The 18,915-nt window shown below is 62.8% G+C and carries 13 protein-coding genes; 6 read left to right on the top strand and 7 right to left on the bottom strand.

Annotation, left to right across the window (positions count from 1 at the left end; genetic code table 11):
- Positions 1-11: 11 nt before the first annotated feature.
- Both EV664_RS10880 and EV664_RS10885 read right to left on the bottom strand, forming a co-directional pair.
- Positions 12-1,820, bottom strand: coding sequence for a cache domain-containing protein (locus EV664_RS10880; RefSeq protein ID WP_229668224.1), 1,809 nt, complete (start codon positions 1,818-1,820; stop codon positions 12-14).
- A gap of 89 nt (positions 1,821-1,909) precedes the next feature.
- Positions 1,910-3,082, bottom strand: coding sequence for a L,D-transpeptidase family protein (locus tag EV664_RS10885; protein WP_133495749.1), 1,173 nt, complete (start codon positions 3,080-3,082; stop codon positions 1,910-1,912).
- Positions 3,083-3,167: 85 nt separating this feature from the next.
- Between EV664_RS10885 and EV664_RS10890 the strand changes: the two genes are divergently transcribed.
- The 4 genes from EV664_RS10890 (at position 3,168) to pncB (ending at position 10,449) form a co-directional block, all read left to right on the top strand.
- Positions 3,168-3,944: a hypothetical protein gene (locus EV664_RS10890; protein WP_133495750.1), complete on the top strand. Its 777-nt coding sequence runs from the start codon at positions 3,168-3,170 to the stop codon at positions 3,942-3,944.
- Positions 3,850-5,439: a DNA polymerase Y family protein gene (locus tag EV664_RS10895; protein ID WP_308423523.1), complete on the top strand. Its 1,590-nt coding sequence runs from the start codon at positions 3,850-3,852 to the stop codon at positions 5,437-5,439. The genes EV664_RS10890 and EV664_RS10895 overlap by 95 nt, the downstream gene beginning before the upstream one ends.
- Positions 5,436-8,825 (top strand): DNA polymerase III subunit alpha, encoded by a 3,390-nt coding sequence (gene dnaE / locus EV664_RS10900; RefSeq protein ID WP_133495752.1) that lies wholly within the window; start codon positions 5,436-5,438, stop codon positions 8,823-8,825. The genes EV664_RS10895 and dnaE overlap by 4 nt, the downstream gene beginning before the upstream one ends.
- A gap of 322 nt (positions 8,826-9,147) precedes the next feature.
- Entirely contained in the window at positions 9,148-10,449 is a 1,302-nt protein-coding gene (pncB, locus tag EV664_RS10905; RefSeq protein WP_133495753.1) for a nicotinate phosphoribosyltransferase, read from the top strand.
- A gap of 47 nt (positions 10,450-10,496) precedes the next feature.
- Here the strand turns inward: pncB and EV664_RS10910 are convergent, their stop codons facing one another.
- On the bottom strand, positions 10,497-11,222 hold the full coding sequence (locus tag EV664_RS10910; protein ID WP_133495754.1) for an SDR family oxidoreductase: 726 nt from the start codon (positions 11,220-11,222) through the stop codon (positions 10,497-10,499).
- A gap of 148 nt (positions 11,223-11,370) precedes the next feature.
- Between EV664_RS10910 and EV664_RS10915 the strand changes: the two genes are divergently transcribed.
- The gene (locus EV664_RS10915) at positions 11,371-12,267 is read left to right on the top strand and encodes an AraC family transcriptional regulator (RefSeq protein ID WP_133495755.1); all 897 of its coding nucleotides are present in this window, start codon (positions 11,371-11,373) and stop codon (positions 12,265-12,267) included.
- Here EV664_RS10915 and EV664_RS10920 read toward each other — a convergent pair.
- From EV664_RS10920 to EV664_RS10935, 4 genes are all read right to left on the bottom strand, one after another.
- Positions 12,264-13,229 carry a toxin-antitoxin system YwqK family antitoxin gene (locus EV664_RS10920; protein ID WP_133495756.1) on the bottom strand — a complete coding sequence of 322 codons (966 nt, stop codon included), beginning with the start codon at positions 13,227-13,229 and terminating at the stop codon, positions 12,264-12,266. The two genes, EV664_RS10915 and EV664_RS10920, sit on opposite strands and share 4 nt — an antisense overlap.
- Entirely contained in the window at positions 13,226-13,432 is a 207-nt protein-coding gene (locus tag EV664_RS10925) for a hypothetical protein (RefSeq protein WP_133495757.1), read from the bottom strand. Before EV664_RS10925 ends, EV664_RS10920 begins: the two co-directional genes overlap by 4 nt.
- Positions 13,433-13,639: 207 nt before the next feature.
- On the bottom strand, positions 13,640-16,465 hold the full coding sequence (locus EV664_RS10930; RefSeq protein WP_133495758.1) for a TonB-dependent receptor: 2,826 nt from the start codon (positions 16,463-16,465) through the stop codon (positions 13,640-13,642).
- A gap of 409 nt (positions 16,466-16,874) precedes the next feature.
- Positions 16,875-18,677 (bottom strand): methyl-accepting chemotaxis protein, encoded by a 1,803-nt coding sequence (locus EV664_RS10935; RefSeq protein ID WP_133495759.1) that lies wholly within the window; start codon positions 18,675-18,677, stop codon positions 16,875-16,877.
- Here EV664_RS10935 and EV664_RS19230 point away from each other — a divergent pair.
- Complete coding sequence (locus EV664_RS19230; RefSeq protein WP_162848824.1) at positions 18,571-18,819, top strand: hypothetical protein; 249 nt, start codon at positions 18,571-18,573, stop codon at positions 18,817-18,819. The two genes, EV664_RS10935 and EV664_RS19230, sit on opposite strands and share 107 nt — an antisense overlap.
- The last annotated feature ends 96 nt before the right edge of the window (positions 18,820-18,915 follow it).

The raw sequence follows: 18,915 nt of genomic DNA on the forward strand, positions 1-18,915 counted from the left end.
GCCGTTCGCGATCAGGCAGGAATCGGCTCTGCCGATGCCGGGGGCGCAGACGTCGCGCTGTGCGTTGCAGAGCGGGTCGACGGCCGGCCCGTATCGGGCTGCACCCTGAACGTTCGCGCCCGCGCAGCAAGGCCGCCGATCTCGTTCGAAAGATTGCGCGCGCCCGCCGATGTCTGTTCGACCATCGCGGCATTTTGCTGAGTCGACTGGTCCATGGCGTTCAGCGCACCGGCGATTTCGCTGATCGTCGTGACCTGAGCGCGGTTGTCGGCGTCCATCGATCGGACAAGCTCATGCACTGTCTCGACGCTTTGCGCGATTCCGGCAAGCGCGCCATCGACATTCTGCACCGCGCCGACCGCTGCGCCGATATCGCTTTGCGTCGCGGTGAGCTGTTCGCGCGCGCGGCCCGCCTCTTCCTCGGCGCGCATGGCAAGCGCAGAGACAAGGTCGGCAACGACTGCGAAGCCGCGTCCCGCTTCGCCCGCGCGACCTGCCTCGACCGCTGCGTTCATGGCAAGGACGCGCGTCTGGAACGCGATCTTGTCGAGCCCTTCGATGACGTCGTCGATACCCCTGGCGCTTTCGGACACGCGGCCCATCGCGGTCACCGCTTCCTCTGCGGTCGCGCGGCCGTCACCGACCGTGGTCATCGTGCCGTTGGTCTGTTCGACCGTGCGTTCGGATGCCTGTGACGAGGTGTGCAGGCGGTTCTTCATCTGCGAAAGCGCCGCCGATGTCTGTTCCAGACTTGCCGCGTTGCTCTCGGTTCTGCGGGCAAGGTCTTCGGACGCTTGTGCGATCTCGTCCGATCCGGTTCGGATCGTCGCGGTTGCTTCGGTGATCGAGGAAATCAGGTCGCGCAGATTGGCCAGCGCCTTGTTGAAATTGGCCTTCAGCGCGGCGTAGGAAGCCGGGAATTCGGTATCGATCGTGCTGGTCAGATCGCCCTGCGACAGGCGTTCGAGCTGCACCGAAACGGTTTCGACGACGAAGTGCTGCTCCTTATCGGCCCGTGCCTTTGCCGCTTCGGCCTTTTCCCGGGCGAGCGCGGAGTCGCGAAAGGTGCTGAGGGCGCGCGCCATATCGCCGATCTCGTCGGTACGCTGGTCGGAGGGGATGGGCGTATCATTGTCGCCCTCGGACAATTTCACCATCCGGTCGGTAACCTGCTTCAACGGCACCACGACCGAGCGGCCCAGCAATACGGTGACGATCATCACGATACCGATCAGGACGAGCGCAATGAAAGTCTGTTTGAAAATGGAGGAGAAGATCGCGGCGTTCAGATCATCGACATACACGCCGCTGCCGACGATCCAGCCCCAGGGCGCAAAGCCCTTCACATAGGACAGCTTTGGCTGCGGTTCGTCCTTGCCCGGTTTGGGCCAGCTATAGTCGACAAAGCCTTCGCCGTGTGCGCGGACGACATCCACCATCTCGTTGAAGAGCAGAACGCCGTCAGGGTCCGCCTTTTGCGACAGATCCTTGCCTTCCAGTTCGGGTTTGAACGGATGCGCGACCATGGACGGGCGCATATCGTTGATCCAGAAATATTCCTGACCCGAATAGCGCATTGCCTTTACGGCGGAGATCGCGGCTTTCTGCGCAGCTTCGCGCGTCATCCGGCCGGCGGCCTCTTCCGCCTGATAATGCGCCAGAATGCTATATGCGTTCTCGACTGCGGTTTTGGTTTCCTCTCTGACCCCGTCCCGCATCCTGCTATTGGTGCCATAGGCGGACAGGCAAAGCATCAGCACGAAACCGATCAGCGCCACGACGCCGATCATGTTCAACCGGCCGCCGATCTTCAAACGCATTACAATCTCCTGACGAAATATCGCCATTATAGTAGATGTGCGTATGTCCGGTCGTCGAAACGGCTAATTTGACGGAAGCGGTTTCAGGATCAGCGCTCGTCCTTGTCCCATCCATATACATCGTCGAGAATCCTGACGCCGTCCTTTGCCGATGGATCGGGTTCGGCGGTCAGATAGACGATATATACGCGGGTCTGCGGATGCGCGTCGATGGTGCGTGTCTCACCACTGGCCAGCGCTTCGGCGACGCTGGGGCGATCGATCGGGGGGAGCAGCGCTTCGGCCAGTTTCTGCGGGTTCTGAACGCGAATACAGCCATGCGAAAAGGCGCGCTTGTCCTTGTCGAACAGGCTGCGCGCGGGCGTATCGTGCAGATAGATCGCATAGTTGTTGGGCATTTCGATCTTGATCCGCCCAAGCGAATTTTGCGGCCCCGGCTTTTGCCGGATGCGGAAACCGCCATCGGCGGTCTTTACGCCGACATAGCCCTTGCGCGCCTCCGCCTTTGGATTGGCGCGCACGCGTGCGGCCAGCCCGTCTCTGGCGATGCTTTGCGGCACGTTCCACCATGGATTGACGGTGACGCCGGTGATCGTGCTCGCAAAGGCGGGGGATTCAGTGGCGGTCTTGCCGATGATCGCGCGGTGAGACTGTGCGACCTTGCGCCCGTCGATCAGGTCGACGCGATAGGCGGGCAGATTCACCCAGACATAGCGTTCGCCCAGATCGCGCGGCAGGCGGCGCCAGCGGTTCATATTGATTCGTATCGTCCGGCACCGTGCCGCCACCGTGCATTTGGAGAGCGCCGAACGCAGCACGGCATAATCGGGATTGCGCGGCAATAATTCCTCCAGCGCTTCGCCGACGCGATGCTGCGCCACCGCTTTGGCAAGCCAGCCGCGATAATCGGGATGGCCGCGGTCGAAGAGCCAGTTTTTCGCGGACGTGCCTGCGCCGACATAATAATCATGCGCCAGTTTCAGCGCGATCTTGCTGGCCGCCGCGTCCCGTGCTGCCCCGGTCATGCTTTTCAGCGATGCGACGTCATAGCTGGCGGGATCGAGCCCTTCGAGCTTCGTCATCGCCACTGCCTGGGCGAGCTGCGCGATATCGGCGTCGCTCCATTGCGGCTGCGCATCGGGTGCGGCCTGAACGGCTGGTTGGGGCGATTGCTGCGCGGCGGCAGGGGCGGCGGCGAACAGCAGCGGCAGAAACGCCGCACGGGCAAGATTGGTGGTCATCATCGCCTCTATAAACGTCATGGCGGCAATCTGTATCCTATTGGGGCTGGCACGGACTTGACTCTGATTGCGGGGAGCGCATCATAGAACATATAGAGAACACACTATGCAATCCGAGTCGGCCCTTCTCGCCCGGCTGCGCGGCACGATCGCGCAGGCAAAGGCTGTCGCTTCCGCGCATCCGCCGGTCCCTTTGGGGTCGGAGGCGGCGGATCGTGCGCTTGGCGGCGGGTTGAAGCGCGATGGCCTACACGAATTTTATGCGGCCGAACCGCAGGATTCGCCCGCCGCGCTCGCCATGGCATTGCTGTGCGCGGTGCGGTGCCGGGCAACCGGCCATGGTGCGCCGCTGCTCTGGCTGCGCGAGCGAAAGGCGCGCAGCGATGGGCAGCCTTATGGCCCCGGCCTTGCCGAACTGGGGATCGATCCCGATTCGGTGATCCTGCTCGACCTGCCCGATCTGATGGCGGTGCTGCGCGCCGGGGCGGACAGCCTGCATCATGGCGGGGCGACCGCTGCGTTGCTGGAAATGCCGGGCAAAGCGAGCGCGTTCGACCTGACTGCCTCGCGCCGCCTTGCGCTTGCCGCCGCGCGCATGGGGATGATGGTGCTGGTCGCGCGTGGGTGCGCGCAGCCGGTGCCCAGCGTCGCGCACAGCCGCTGGCGGGTGGCGAGCGCACCCTCCGCCGCGCTTGCCGCCGATGCCCCCGGCCATCCTGTTTTCGACCTGACCCTGATCCGTCACCGCGGCGGGAAAGAGGGGATCGACCTTCGTCTGGAATGGAATCGTGACGAACAAAGCTTCCGCGCGCCGCTATCTGGCGGCGTATCTGCCCCTGCTATCGGCGGAGCGGATCGTTCGGGCGGGCGTCGCGCCGCCTGATACGCCGTTCGCGCTGGTTGAAAAAGTGCGCGGCGCGATGCGGATCGCGGCGCTGTCGCACGCTGCGCTCGACCTTGGCCTGTCCCCCGGCATGGCGCTTGCCGATGCGCGGGCGCGCGAGCCTGATCTGGCCGCCTGTCCGCATGATGCGGCGGCGGATGCGGCTTTGCTCGGCTGGCTGGCCGATGGGTGCGAACGTTATACCCCGATGGTTGCGACGCAGGGGGAGGCGGGGCTGGTCCTCGACCTTACCGGATGCGAAGCGGTTTTTGCGGAGCGGGGAAGCGCAAAGACAGGGCCGTGCTTCGACAGGCTCAGCACGAACGGTCAACAGGGGCGGTCCGAAAGTTTTGAGGCACAGCTTGCCCGCGATCTTGTCGCGCGGCTCGCCGGTGCCGGGTTCACCGCGCGGCTGGCCCGCGGCGATACGCCGGATATGGCGCATGCGCTGGCCCGGTTCGCCTGCCGCGATCCGCGCGCGCTGCCGGTCGAGGCGCTGGCGCTGGACGGCGATGGTCATATTGCGCTCCACCGAGCGGGACTTTCCACCATCGGCGATCTGGCGGATCGCCCGCGCGCGCCGCTCGCCGCGCGGTTCGGGCCGCAGCTTCCCGTCCTGCTCGCGCGGCTGCTGGGCGAGGAAGACCCGCGCATCACCCCGCGCCGCCATGCGCCCGAAATTGAGGTCGAGCGGCGCTATGCCGAACCGATGATGACCACCGGCCCGTTGCTGGCGGTGATCGCCGATATGGCGCACGAAGCGGCGCGCGCGCTCGACCTTGCCGGGACGGGCGGACGGCGGTTCGGGGTCGCGCTGTTCCGGGTCGATGGGCATGTCGCGCGGCTTACCGTCGAAACCGGCGCTGCGACGCGCGACCCGGCGGTGATTGCGCGCCTGTTCGACGAACGGCTCGATTCGCTTGCCGACCCGCTCGATCCCGGTTTCGGCTATGATATGCTGCGCTTTGCGGTGCTTGACGCAGAGCCGCTCGATCCCGATCAGCAGCCATTGGAAGGGGGCGAAGCGCGCATCCCCGATCTCGCACCGCTGCTCGACCGGCTGGCGGTGCGGTTCGGTGCGGCGAGCGTGCGGCGCTTCCATCCGCGCGACCATCATTTCCCCGAACATGCCGCGACCACCCGCCCGGCGCGCGCCGGAGCCGCCGCTTTGCCATGGCCGGCCCCCGAACCCGGCGAACCGCCGCTGCGCCCGCTGACGCTGTTCGACCCGCCCCAGCCGATCACCGTGCTTGCCGAGGTGCCCGACGGCCCGCCGCGCCGCTTTCAGTGGCGGGGGGAGCAGCATCGCGTGCGCCTGTCCGAAGGGCCGGAGCGGATCGCCTATCCCTGGTGGCGCGTCGAGCAGGGCGAGGGGCCGACGCGCGATTATTACCGGGTGGAGGATGAATCGGGGCGCCGCTTCTGGCTGTTCCGCCACGGCCTGTATGAAGAGCGCGGCAATCCCGACTGGTATATTCACGGCCTGTTTGCATGACCGGCTATGCCGAACTCGCGGCGGCGACCAATTATTCGTTCCTGCGCGGGGCAAGCAGCGCCGCCGATATGGTGAAGGCGGCGATTTGCCACGGCCATACAGGCATCGGCATTGCCGATCGCAACACCGTGGCCGGGGTGGTGCGCGCGCATGTCGCGCTGAAGGAGATGCGCGAGGAATTGCCCGAATTAGGGCCTTTCCGGCTGGTCGTCGGCGCACGGCTGGCCTTTGCCGACGGTACGCCCGACATCATCGCCTATCCGATGACGCGCTATGGCTGGGGCAGGCTCACCCGGCTGCTCACCACCGGCAATCTGCGCGCGCAAAAGGGCGAATGCATTTTGACGCTCGCCGATCTGGAGGCGCATCATGCGGACCTCGCCCTCCTCGCCATGCCGGGCGCTTCGGAGGAATTGCTGCGGCGGCTGAAGACGCGCTTTGCGGGGCGGCTCTGGCTGGGCGCGGTGATGCAGCGCAGCGGACGCGATGCGCGGATGCTGGTGCGGCAGCAGGGGATTGCGCTGGGTGCGGGCGTCCCGCTGATCGCGATCAACGATGCGCTTTATGCGGGGCCGGAGGCGCGGCCGCTGCACGATATCCTCACCGCGATCCGCGAAAAGACGACGGTGCAGGCGGCGGGGCGCAAACTTGCCGCCAATGCAGAGCGCCATCTGAAACCGGGCGAGGAGATGGCGCGGCTGTTCGCCGATGCGCCCGAAGCGCTGGACGAAATCGACCGGCTGATGGAGCGGATCGGCTTCACGCTCGATGATCTCAAATATGAATATCCGCACGAGCCGGTGCCGCCGGGCTATACCCCGCAAGGCTGGCTGACCGAACTGGTGTGGAGCGAATATCGCCGCCAATGGCCGGAGGGGCGGCCCGATCTCGCCGCCTTGCTGGAGGACGAATTGCGCATCGTCGGCGATGCCAAATATCCCGCGTATTTCCTCACCGTTCACGACATTGTCCGCTTTGCGCAAGGGGCGGGGATATTGTGTCAGGGACGCGGCAGTGCGGCCAATTCGGCGATCTGCTATGTGCTCGGCATCACCGCAGTCGATCCGGCGAAGCATAATCTGCTCTTTTCGCGCTTCATCTCGCCCGAGCGCAAGGAGCCGCCCGATATCGATGTCGATTTCGAACATGAGCGGCGCGAAGAGGTGATGCAATATATCTACAAACGCTATGGTCGCCATCGCGCAGGCATCGCCGCCACGGTCATCCATTATCGCCCGCGCAGTGCGGTGCGCGAGGTGGGAAAGGCGCTGGGGCTCACCGAGGATATCACCCAGCGTTTGTCCTCGACCATATGGGGCAGTTTTTCGAAACGCTATGATATGTCGCGCGCAAGCGAGGGGGGCCTTGATCCCGACAATCCCGAAATCGCGCGGGTGCATCGCTTCGTTGAGCAAATCCTCGAATTTCCCCGCCATTTGTCGCAGCATGTCGGTGGTTTCGTGCTGACGCAGGATCGGCTCGACGAAACCGTGCCGATCCATAATGCTGCAATGGCGGACCGTACGTTCATCGAATGGGATAAGGACGATATCGACGCGCTCGGCCTGATGAAGGTGGATGTGCTCGCGCTTGGCATGCTCACCTGCATTAAAAAGGCGTTCGACCTGATCAATCCGGTGCGGGAGGGCCTCCGCGACAAGAAAGACCGCCCTTCGACAGGCTCAGGGCAAACGGTGTGGGGGCCGGTTGGGCGCGCTGCGCGAGTTGCGGCACCCACTCCCGCTGCATCGCCCGTTGCGTCACCCATCCCCGTTGGTGCTGAGCCTGTCGAAGCACCGTTCTTCTCTTCCCACGGTGGGGGCACTCCATCGCTTGCCCCCTATACCCTCGCCAATATCCCCGACGATGCGCCCGATGTGTTCGACATGCTGTGCGCGGGCGACAGTATCGGGGTGTTTCAGGTCGAAAGCCGCGCCCAGATCAACATGCTGCCGCGTCTTCGCCCGCGCGCTTTTTACGACCTCGCCATTCAGGTTGCGATCGTGCGGCCAGGCCCGATTCAGGGCGATATGGTTCATCCCTATCTGCGCCGTCGTCAAAAGCGCGAAAAGGTCGACTATCCTTCGCCCGGACCGCCGCATGACCCGAACGAACTACGCGGCGTGCTGGGCAAGACATTGGGGGTGCCGCTGTTTCAGGAACAGGCGATGCGGCTCGCCATCGTCGCCGCCGACTTCACCCCCGCAGAAGCGAACAAATTGCGCCGCGCCATGGCGACCTTCCGCAATCTGGGGAAGATGGAGAATTTCGAGGAAAAGATGGTCGAAGGCATGGTCGCGCGCGGTTATGAGCGCGACTTCGCCCTGCGCTGTTTTCGGCAGATCGAAGGGTTTGGCAGCTATGGCTTTCCCGAAAGCCATGCCATCGCCTTTGCGCGGCTGGTCTGGGTGTCCTCCTATCTCAAATGCCGCTATCCGGCGGCCTTTGCGGCGGCGCTGCTCAATTCGCAGCCCATGGGATTTTACGCCCCCGCCCAGATCGTTCGCGATGCACGCCAGCATGGCGTGACGGTGCGCGAAATCGATATCAATCACAGCCATTGGGACAATAGCCTTGAAGGTGATCCTGCCTCACCCGCGCTGCGGCTAGGCTTTCGGCAGATCAGCGGGTTCAAGCAGGAATGGGGGGACGCCATCGGCGCCGCGCGCCCATACGATACGGTGGAACAGCTTGCCCGCCATGCCCGGTTGCCGCGCCGTGCGCTCAACCTGCTCGCCGATGCCGATGCGCTGCGCTCGATCGGGCTCGACAGGCGGGAAGGGCTGTGGGAGGCGCGGCGTACCCCGGTCGGGGAATTGCCGTTATTCGCCGCCGCCGATGCCCGCGAACTGGGTGCCGAGCCGCATGTCCCGCTGCCCGAAATGGCGCTGAGCGAACATGTCGCCGCCGATTATCAGGTGACGCGCCTGTCGCTCAAAGCGCATCCGATGACGTTCCTGCGCCCGCTATTCGATGACGAGGGTGTCACCCCCTGCGCCGTGCTGCGCCATTGCAAGGCGGGGCAGCGGGTAAAGGTTGCGGGCGTCGTGCTGGTGCGCCAGCGGCCGGGCGAGGGCAAGGCGATCTTCGTCACGATCGAGGATGAGGACGGCATCGCCAATATCGTGCTGTGGCTGCGCACGTTCGAGGCGCAGCGGCGCGCGGTGATGGCTGCGCGGCTGATGCTGGTCGAGGGCGAGGTGCAGAAAAGCCCGGAAGGCGTGATCCATGTCATGGGTGCGCGGGTGCATGACCGCTCCGCCGAACTGGGGCGGTTATCCGCGACGCACCGCACCCGCGCGCAATTGTCGCGCGCCGATGTGTTCAAACATCCGCAGCATCCGCGCAATGTGCGCATCCTCCCCAATTCGCGGGACTTTCATTGATGGGGCTGCCGCGTGTCCCGGTCGTCATTGCGAGGGGCGAAGCGACGCGGCAATCCAGCGTGCGCGCGGATCAAAACGGCCTTATCCGTGACTTGGTTTTGCGAGGCATGCCGGAATTAGCTGCAACACTGACTCCGCAGCCCGCTTCCGTGAAGCCAGGCTAGTCCCAATATATTCCGATGTGGCGCAGGTGGCTCTGGATTGCTTCGCTTCGCTCGCAATGACGGCGGTCGGCTGAGGTGTGGCAAGACTTGACGCCGGGCCGCCCGCACCGCACCGCTGCGTTTTTGCCCCGCCCGCTAAGCCCCCGCAAGGACGCCGGATGACCGTTACCGATATTGCCCGCCGCACCTATGATCACGGCTGGCGGCTCGACCCCATCGTTCGCAGCCTGCTCGACACCGATTTCTACAAGCTGCTGATGCTGCAGATGATCTGGCGGCTGCACCGCGATGTGTCGGCGACCTTCACCCTGATCAACCGCACCAAAAGCGTCCGGCTGGCCGAGGTGATCGACGAAGCCGCGCTGCGCGATCAGCTCGACCATGCGCGCTCGCTGCGCTTCACTAATAAGGAGCTGATCTGGCTGGCGGGCAACAGCTTTTACGGCAAGGCGCGGATGTTCGAGCCCGATTTCATCGCCTGGCTCGCCGACTTCCGCCTGCCCGATTATGATCTGCGCGTCATGGACGGGCAGTTCGAGCTGCATTTCGAAGGCCACTGGACGCATACGACCATGTGGGAAATCCCGGCGCTGGCGATCGTCAACGAGCTGCGTTCGCGCGCGCTGCTGCGCGGTCGCGGGCGGTTCGAGCTGGATATTCTCTACGCTCGCGCAAAGGCGAAATTATGGGACAAGGTGGAGCGGCTGCGCGCGCTGCCCGATCTGGTCCTCTCCGATTTCGGTACAAGGCGGCGGCACGGGTTTCTGTGGCAGCGCTGGTGTGTCGAGGCGCTGAAAGAGGGACTGGGCGACCGGTTTATCGGCAGTTCGAACGTGCTGATCGCGATGGACGCCGATCTGGAAGCGATCGGCACCAATGCGCACGAACTGCCCATGGTGCTCGCCGCGCTGGCTGAGGACGATGCGGGCGTCGCTGCCGCGCCCTATCGCGTGCTGGAGGAATGGCAGGCCAATTATGACGGCAATCTGCTGATCGCGCTGCCCGATGCGTTCGGCACCCAATCCTTCCTTGCCCATGCGCCCGAATGGCTGGCCGACTGGACCGGCTTTCGCCCCGACAGCATGCCCCCGATCGAAGCGGGCGAGCAGATCATCGCATGGTGGCAGGCGCATGGCCGCGATCCGCGTACCAAACGGCTGATCTTTTCCGACGGCATGGATGTCGATGAGATTGAGCGCGTCTATCACCACTTCCATGGCAGGGTGCGGATGAGCTTCGGCTGGGGCACCAACCTCACCAATGATTTTCGTGGGTGCGACCCGCGCGGGGCGTCGCTCGACCCGATCTCGATCGTCGCCAAGGTAACCAGCGCCAATGGCCGCCCGGCGGTGAAACTGTCCGACAATCCCGAAAAGGCGACCGGCGACCCGGCAGAAATCGAACGCTATCTGCGCATTTTCGGCGGCAAGGGTCGCAGCGCGCAGGCGGTGGAGGTGTAGTAGCGAACGCCGCCCCTCAGAGCGGCGTTCGCGAGGCGGTTCGTCGATTACATATCTGCGGCGGTGGGGCGCACGATAATCTCGTTCACATCGATGCCTTCAGGCTGTTCGAGCGCGAAGCGGATGGCCCGGGCGAGGGCGTCGGGCTTCAGCGATTTCTTGCGCCACTCTTTAAGGCCGGCGGCGACATCGGGATCGGTGATGTCGTTGCCCAGTTCGGTTTCGGTCACGCCGGGGGAAATGATAGTAGAACGGATGTCGTCATGCTCCTGGCGCAGGCCGTCGGTGATTGCCCAGACCGCATATTTCGTCCCGCAATAGACGGCGGCCGTCGGCAATACGGTATGTGCCGCCACTGAGGCGACATTCACGACATGCCCGCTGCCCTGTTCGATGAAGGACGGCAGTACTGCCGCGATGCCGTTGAGAATGCCATGGATATTGACGTCGATCATCCGCTTCCATTCGTCACGCTTCAGCGCAGCGAGCGGCGATAGCGGCATCACACCGGCATTGTTGACCAGCGCGTCGATGCGTCCGAAGCGCTCCTTTGCTGCGCTCACAAATGCTTCGAAGTCATCGCCGTCCGTGACGTCGAGCGCACGCCATTGCACCGCATCGCCCAGTTCGTTCGACAGCGCTTCCAGCCGATCGCCGCGCCGCGCGCCAATGAACAGCTTTGCGCCGGTATGCGCGAGTTCGCGCACCGTTGCTTCGCCGATTCCGCTCGATGCGCCGCTAATCAGCACCACTTTCTCATTCAATCCGGTCATGTCGGGTCCTTTCCCTCTTACTGCTGAAGTTCAGATGGGGTCGAACCCGCCGGGGGAGGTAGAAGGATTGCCCGAACCTGTTGCACGATCCTCCAAAAGCGCAACGATGGCGATTGCGCGCGTGCGCGGACGGTGGGAAGGCTGAGCGATGAGGAAGATCGAGGAACTTGCGGCAGCGATCGAACATCACGGCGTGAATCAGGGTATTTCGGCGACGGCGATACCCAATCTCTCGCTGATTCGAGCGGACCGCGTCAGTGTGCCGGTGCCCGCCGTCTATGAGGCATCCTGTTGCATAATTGCCCAGGGCGCCAAGCAGGTGTCGCTGGGCGACCAGCATCTGTTTTACGATGCGACGAAATATCTGATCGCGTCGGTCGACCTGCCCGTTGTCGGGCATGTGCAGGAGGCGAGTCCTGAACAGCCATATCTATGCTGCAAGATCGACCTGAACCTTGCCGCGCTGAACGACATGATCATGTCGCAGGGTATGCCCGCAGCGCCAACCGATCTGCCCGTAATGGCCGTGTATCCGACCGACCCTGATTTGCTCGACGCAGCCTGCCGGTTGATCGGGCTGCTCGACCAGCCGGACAGCATCGCTACGCTTGCGCCGCTGATCGAGCGGGAAATTCTCTATCGCCTCCTTACCGGCCCGCATGGTGCGTTGCTCCGCCATCAGGCACGCGCCGACAGCCATCTCAATCAGGTGAGCCGCGCTATCCGGCTTATCCGCGAACGGTTCGAAGAGCGGTTGCGGATCGGGGAAATAGCGGCCGCCGCCGGGATGAGCGAATCCTCGCTTCACGCCCATTTCAAATCGATCACGCGCATGACGCCGATCGAGTTTCAGAAGCAATTGCGCCTTCAGGAAGCAAGGCGGCTGATGACGAGCAGCGGCAGCAGCGCGAGTGAGGCGGGGTTCGCGGTGGGCTATGACAGCCCGTCACAGTTCAGCCGCGAATATCGGCGGCTGTTCGGCCTCGCCCCTCGTCAGGATGTCGATCGGCTGCGGGCAGAAGATCGCTATGTCGGCGCGGTTTAGCCGGATGGCGCCGTCGCTGACTCGTCCGCCCCGCAGGCTTTGTCCCTATGGATCGGCTCGGACAGCAGCTTGTGATTATACGCCTCGACCCGTTCGACGATTGCATCGCCCCGTCGCAGCGTTTCCAGCTTGTAGATATCGGGGGTGAAGGAATAGCCGATTTCGGCAAGCCGCGCCGGATCGTCGGTGCCGCTTTGCACGATGGTGCGGGTCAGGCAGCCCTCATATTCGGTCGTTTTCAATCCCCGCCCATAGCCCGGAATATCAACGGGAAAGGTCGTGCGGCGCAAGCTGCCGTCGACATTCCACACATAGCCGCTGACGAACGCTCCTTCCGGCGAATATTCGTACCGGCGTAGCAGACGGCCGTTGGTATCGCTCCACAGCGCCTGAATGCCGGTGCGGCGGCCCATTTGGAAATGGGTAACTTTGATCGCCTGACCGGAGGGCGCATATTCGACAACGGTGCCGTCAGCGCGGCCGTGGCGATAGTCGCCGCGCTCGAGAAGATGCCCTTGCTTGTCATAATCGGCATAGGGACCGTTGCGTTTCCCGTCACGATATTGAGCGCGCGCGGCAAGGCGGCCGTTTTCGTGATAGATGCGATAATCCCCTTCCAGCCCTTTCGGACCGTATGTCCATGCCTCTTTGGGCGCGCCATCGGGAAACCAGCTGCGATAGGCACCGTCCAGCGCTCCCGCCTGCCAGTGCCGTTCCATCATCAGCGTGCCATTCTCGTAGAATTGCCGATCGCGCCCCTGTTTCTCGCCACCTTCGCAGCCGACCTCGCGCATCAGCATGCCATCGTCGCGGCGCAGTTCGACAATGCCCGAAAAGCGAGGACGCCCTTCCACCCTGCACAGGTCGCTTTCCGCGACGCTTTCATGGTTCGGTATGACCATGCGTTCCTGCGATGGCGCAGAGGCTACCAGCAATGCGGCGAAAACCAGGGTCAGCGTCATGACGGGCGCTGGCGCACGAAAAAGCTGGCGACGAGCAATACGAGGCTTACGCCCATAACCGTGCCGCCGAGCGACCAGAGCGTCTGCGCATCGTTCGCCGTTACGCCGTCCATGAACAGCGGCATGCCGAAACAGCCAAGCGCGACGATCACGCCGATAGTGCCGAAATAGCGGAGCAGGGCTTTTCTGGGATTGCGTGCCATGGCCGCGCCATAACCGCGGCGTCCCTGCCGGGGCAAGCGTACCCGGCCGGACCGTCTTATCGCGTGCACGGCATATCGGGTCCGCGACATGCAAACGGCCCGAGACGCGCCGGGGGGAGGGACGCGGCTCGGGCCGGTGCGGAACGCAGTACCCGCGTGCTTCCCCTGTCGCCGGACCGGGAAGCGCGCGGGGCTATGCGCGCCGGATTACATGCGGAACGAGATGTTCGCGACGAACGTACGGCCGTTCTTGTAGAAAGCCGACGGGCGATCGCGCGTGCCGCTATACTGCAGATAGGTTTCGTCGAGCAGGTTCTGCGCGTTCAGCGTCACGGTGACGTTCGGCGTGATCGAATATGCGATCTGCGCGTCGAGCTGGCTGTACGGCGCGACCATTTCCTGCGAGCCGAGACGGCCGATCGTGCGGAAATAGGCGGAACGATAATTATAGTTCACGCGCGCCTGGAACGGTCCGCTTTCGAAATACGGGATCACATTGACCGTATGCTTCGAAAGATAGGGCAGGTTGAGTACGGCGGAATCGGCAATCACCGTGCTGGTGCTGCTATCCTGATAAGAATAGTTCGCCTGAATACCGAAACCGCCCCAGATTTCGGCCTGACCGTTGATCAGCACGCCGTTGACCTTGGCCTTGCCCGCATTGATCGGACGCGAGACGCTATAGCCGCTGACGACCTGCCCCTGAAGCGAGTTGAACAGCGACACGCCTTCGACGCGGGTGTTCACGATGTAATTGTCGATCTCGCGCCGATAGAGTTCGAGCGAAATCAGCGCGCCCGGCTTCGGATAATATTCGGCCGTCAGCTCGTAATTCTTCGATTCGTACGGCTTCAGGTTCGGGTTGCCGCCGCCGGCATCGAACGTGACGTCGTTCTGCGTGATCGACGCTGCCAGATCCTGATAGCGCGGCCGCGCTATCACCTTGGCGAAAGCACCGCGCAGGATGAGGTCGGGCGTGACTTCATAGGCAATATTGAACGCCGGCAGGAACTTCAGATAGTCGGTCGACGTACGCGTCGGGACCGGGACCGGATTGGGATTCTCTGTCGTCGGCAGCGTCAGCGCATAGCGCGAAATGTCGCGGGTATAGACCAGACGCCCGCCCAGATTGCCGCGGAATCCGCTGCTGTCGAAATTCAGCTGAACATAGCTGGCAACCGTGCTTTCACGAACGCTGCTCGATGCGCCGACCTTGTTGATCAGCGGCGTGTTGATCGCATTGGCGAGAATGTCGATCACCGCCTGATCGGGCAGGTTCAGATATTGGGTCGCATTGCCGCTGCCGCCGGTGCCGTCGAACACGCCCGACGGAGTCACCAGCGTGTCGACGCCCAGCTGATCGCCGGTCAGCGACTGCTGCAAATAGGTGTTCACGCCGCGCGCATCGATGCGGTTGACATGATCGGTCACCCGCGCGCCGATCAAAAGGTCAGTGAAGATTCCGCCGCCCTGCAGCGGCAGCGTCGCGTCGAAACCGCCAAACGCATCGCGGTCGGTGGTAACGCTATAGTCGAGACCGCCGATCTGCGCCGCATTCAGCTGCTGCCCGTTGATGATGACGGGCTTGCCTTCGATCGTGGCGTCATTGTTGTTCGGGTTGGTGAAATAATTGGCGGGGTCGGTCGGATCGCCGACGAAATTGACCTCTGCCGAGGTCGGCGTGATGGCATAGCTGAACGGCAGTTTCGTCTGCACATTGAACAGATATTCGGGATTGCGCCCGCCGGTCGCCTTGCTCCAGCCGCCTGCGAACGAAATTTTCGCCCCGCCATCGCCTTCCCAATCGGCGAAGAAGTTCAGATTGTCGGTCTTCAGCGACGTGCGGCGCACCAGCGTATCGAGCTGCGCGCTCTGGCTGTTTGCTGCGCCAAAGCTCGCCTGTGTGACGACACCGTTCGACACCGTCGCCGATTGCAGGACATCGCCGGTCCATGCACCCGGGATGGTGTACATCGACTGGCTGTAATTGTTGTAATTGCCCTTGATGTGCAGGCCGGTCACGGTGAACGTCAGATCGTCGGTCGGACGATACTGGACGGTGCCCGCAATGCTCGCCCGCTCGCGCTTCTGCTGGAAATAGGCATAGTTGATGCCGAACGGCAGATAGGCGTCGGCCAGATCCTGACGCGAGCCGCCCGAAACGGTTGCGTTGGGATTTTTGAGGACCGGCTGGTTATCGGCGCCGCGGACAAGCACCGAATTTCCGTCCGCATCCTGCTGAGTCTGGAAAAAGCGGCCTGCGCCCTGTTCATAGCCGAAAAATTCGACGCCCGAACGGACAAGCTGCTGGCGGTCATAGGTGCCGGCGAGCAGGATGCCGAACGTCTCGTCCTTGTTCTTCCAGCTATACAGGCCCGATCCGCGGATATTCCCCTTGTCCGCGCGGTCATTGTACGAATAGCCGGCGGATGCGAAAATCGAATTGGCGTCGAGGTCGAGCGGGCGGCGTGTGCGCACGATGACCGTGCCGCCAAGGCTGCCGTCCTCAAGCCGCGCTTCGGGCGATTTATACACTTCGAGCCGGTCGACCAGTTCGGGTGCGAGCAGCGAATAGTTGAAGGTCCGCGACGAGGGGTCATTGTCATTGCCGCCCCAGTCGGCGGTGGCGAGCGCATGGCCGTCGAGCAGCATCCGGTTCAGTGCGGGATCGGTGCCGAGAATGGCGACCTTTTCACCCTCACCGAAACGGCGGTCGATCGACACGCCGGGGATGTGCGACAGCGATTCGGCCACGTTGCGGTCGGGAAACTTGCCGATATCTTCGGCTGAGATCGCATCGACCACAGCATTGGCGTTCCGCTTGATATCGATCGCGTTGCGAAGGCTCTGCGCATAGCTGGTGACGACGATGTCGTTCGCGGTATCCGCTTCGGTCGGGGCGGTGGTGGCCTGACTATCCGACCGGGTCTGCGCATTGGCGGGCGAGTCCGCCTGCACGGTTTGCGCCTGTGCGGCGCTGGCCAGACCGACGACCGAAGTCGTTACGAGTATCAGATTGCGCAAACCCTTCATAAATACCTCCTCAAGTCCCTCGACGCCCGAACGACGCCCCTCATGGCTGCGGGTCATGCCGCTTCGTGCGGCTTGTTATGGGCGAGCCCGTCACATTGGTATGCCTATTCGTCGGCAAAATAAAACCACAATATACCCAATTGGCTACAATATTATGTCCCGGATTCGGAAATTACCCCGCAACTGTGGTGATTGCGCAACAAGTCCACGCGCTGGGCGTGATACCAATTCTCCAATTATCGCGATTGGTTAGCAATTAGTGTGGGCCGGTCGGGCCCGGGCCATGCCGGGGAAAGGGCGCCGCCCTGCGCCGATCCGGGCTATCGGGCCGACTACAGGAAGGTGAAAAAAAGGGGCCGCCCGAACCATGCCGGACGGCCCTTTGCAAAGGATAGGAATGTTACGGCGATCAGTGAAGCATTGCCGCCGATCGCTGATGGCTGGCGGCAGTGCGTATCATCGCGTGATAATCGCTGTTGCCGATCTTGAACTTCGTCGCCTGATCGGCGAGCGAATTGACATCGCCGTTCAGGTTGCGCGCCGCGGCCGATGTTTCCTCGACCATCGCGGCATTTTGCTGGGTGGACTGGTCCATCGTCCCGATCGCGACGCTGATCTGCGAAATAGCTGCTGCCTGTGCCTGATTGTCAGCAGCCATCTGACCCAGAAGCTGATGGACTTCACCGACGTCGGTGGCGATGCCGCCCAGTGCCTGATCGACCTTGTGTACCATCTCCACGGCGGAGCGGATATCGCCCTGCGTCGCCGTCAGCTGGGTACGCGCCCGGTTCGATTCCTCTTCCGACCGCATGGCAAGCGCGGAGACGAGATCGGCAACCACTGCGAAGCCGCGGCCCGCTTCGCCCGCACGGCCCGCTTCGACCGCGGCGTTCATGGCAAGGACGCGAGTCTGGAACGCGATCTTGTCCAGCCCCTCAATCACGCTGTCGATACCCTTGGCACCTTCCGATACCCGGTCCATCGCAGCCACGGTTTCATCGGCGATGGCCCGGCCGTTCGAAACGGTCGCCAGCGCGCCGTCGGCACGTTCCACCGTACGGTTCGACGCGGTGACGCTGGTCTTCAGACGATCGTTCATCTGCGCGATCGCCGCCGATGTCTCTTCGAGGCTCGCCGCATTGCTTTCGGTGCGGCGGGCAAGGTCTTCGGACGCGGCCGCGATGTCATTCGATCCGGTACGGATATTGTTCGCGCTTTCGGTCACCGTGCCGATCAGGCTGCGCAGCGCGCCGGTCGCGGCGTTGAAATTGACCTTCACCGATTCATATTCGGGGGCCAGCGGGACATCGATCGATGCGGTCAGATCGCCATCGGCAAGCCGGACCAGATTGGTTTCCAGCGCTTCGACGACCTTGCGCTGTTCGGCATCGGCGATCGCCTTGGCAGCCTGCGATCTTTCCTGAGCCACGGCGTTTTCGCGGAATACCAGCACCGCCTTTGCCATATTGCCCAGTTCGTCGGCGCGATCGGTGCCGGGAACATCGACCCTGTTGTTGCCGCTCGCCAGTGCGCCCATGGTTTCCTGAAGGCGCTGAACCGGCGTGGTGATGCCGAAGCGCGATACCATATAGCCGACGCCGATGCCGAACAGCGCGGCGATCGCGCTGATCACCATCATCCGGAAGGAAGTGGAGGCGGCGTCATCGCTTAACCGGGTCGAGGTTTCTGTCGCTTTTTCGATCCGCCCGTTGTTGAAATTGGCAAGGTTTGCCGACAGCGCTACAACCCGGGGGTCCGCCTGTCCCAGAAAGGCGGTCGCGCGGGGCGAATCGTTACGCAGGCTGAAGGGCACCGACTGTTTCACGCTCGCATAAATGGCGTCAATCTCGGTGCTGATCTCGCGGACCTTGTCAGACGCCGAAGGGTCAAGTGTTTCGATCTCGGTAAGAAGCGCCTTTACGTCGGTATAGTCCTTTTCGACCTCTTCGACGGCTGTGCGCGCTTCCTTCGAATTGCCGTCATAGACCAGCGCACGGTATCCCGCATATACCATTGCGAGCGCGAGGCGATTTACCCGGGCGAGTTTGGTATTGGCGGGCAGGACGTGATCGGTAAGTACCGAATAATCTTCGTTAGATTGGTTCATGGCGCGCGATCCCATGATCGCGATGCCGAACGTGACCGCGCTCAGCAATATGAGCAGCGCCAATATCTTAGTCGATATCTTAAAACGTCCTAATTGCTCTTCCATGTCCTCTGTTTCCTTTGCCGCTTTTTTTGTTTGTAGAGCGGTCTGGTCGCGGTCGGATGAAATCAAAAAGATTCATATTTCTACAGATACAGCGGGACGAAGGCATCCGGACAGGAAATCAGATTTTTTCTTTTTGCTGTAAATAGTTCCTCCGCTGATCGCGGAGGAGGCACTTTCTGTCCGACCGGCGCGCAAGCAAATATCTTGCGCGCCGCAAAACGATGCTGTAACCGGTTAC

It is taken from the genome of Stakelama pacifica, from assembly GCF_004361835.1.
Classification (GTDB): domain Bacteria; phylum Pseudomonadota; class Alphaproteobacteria; order Sphingomonadales; family Sphingomonadaceae; genus Sphingomonas; species Sphingomonas pacifica.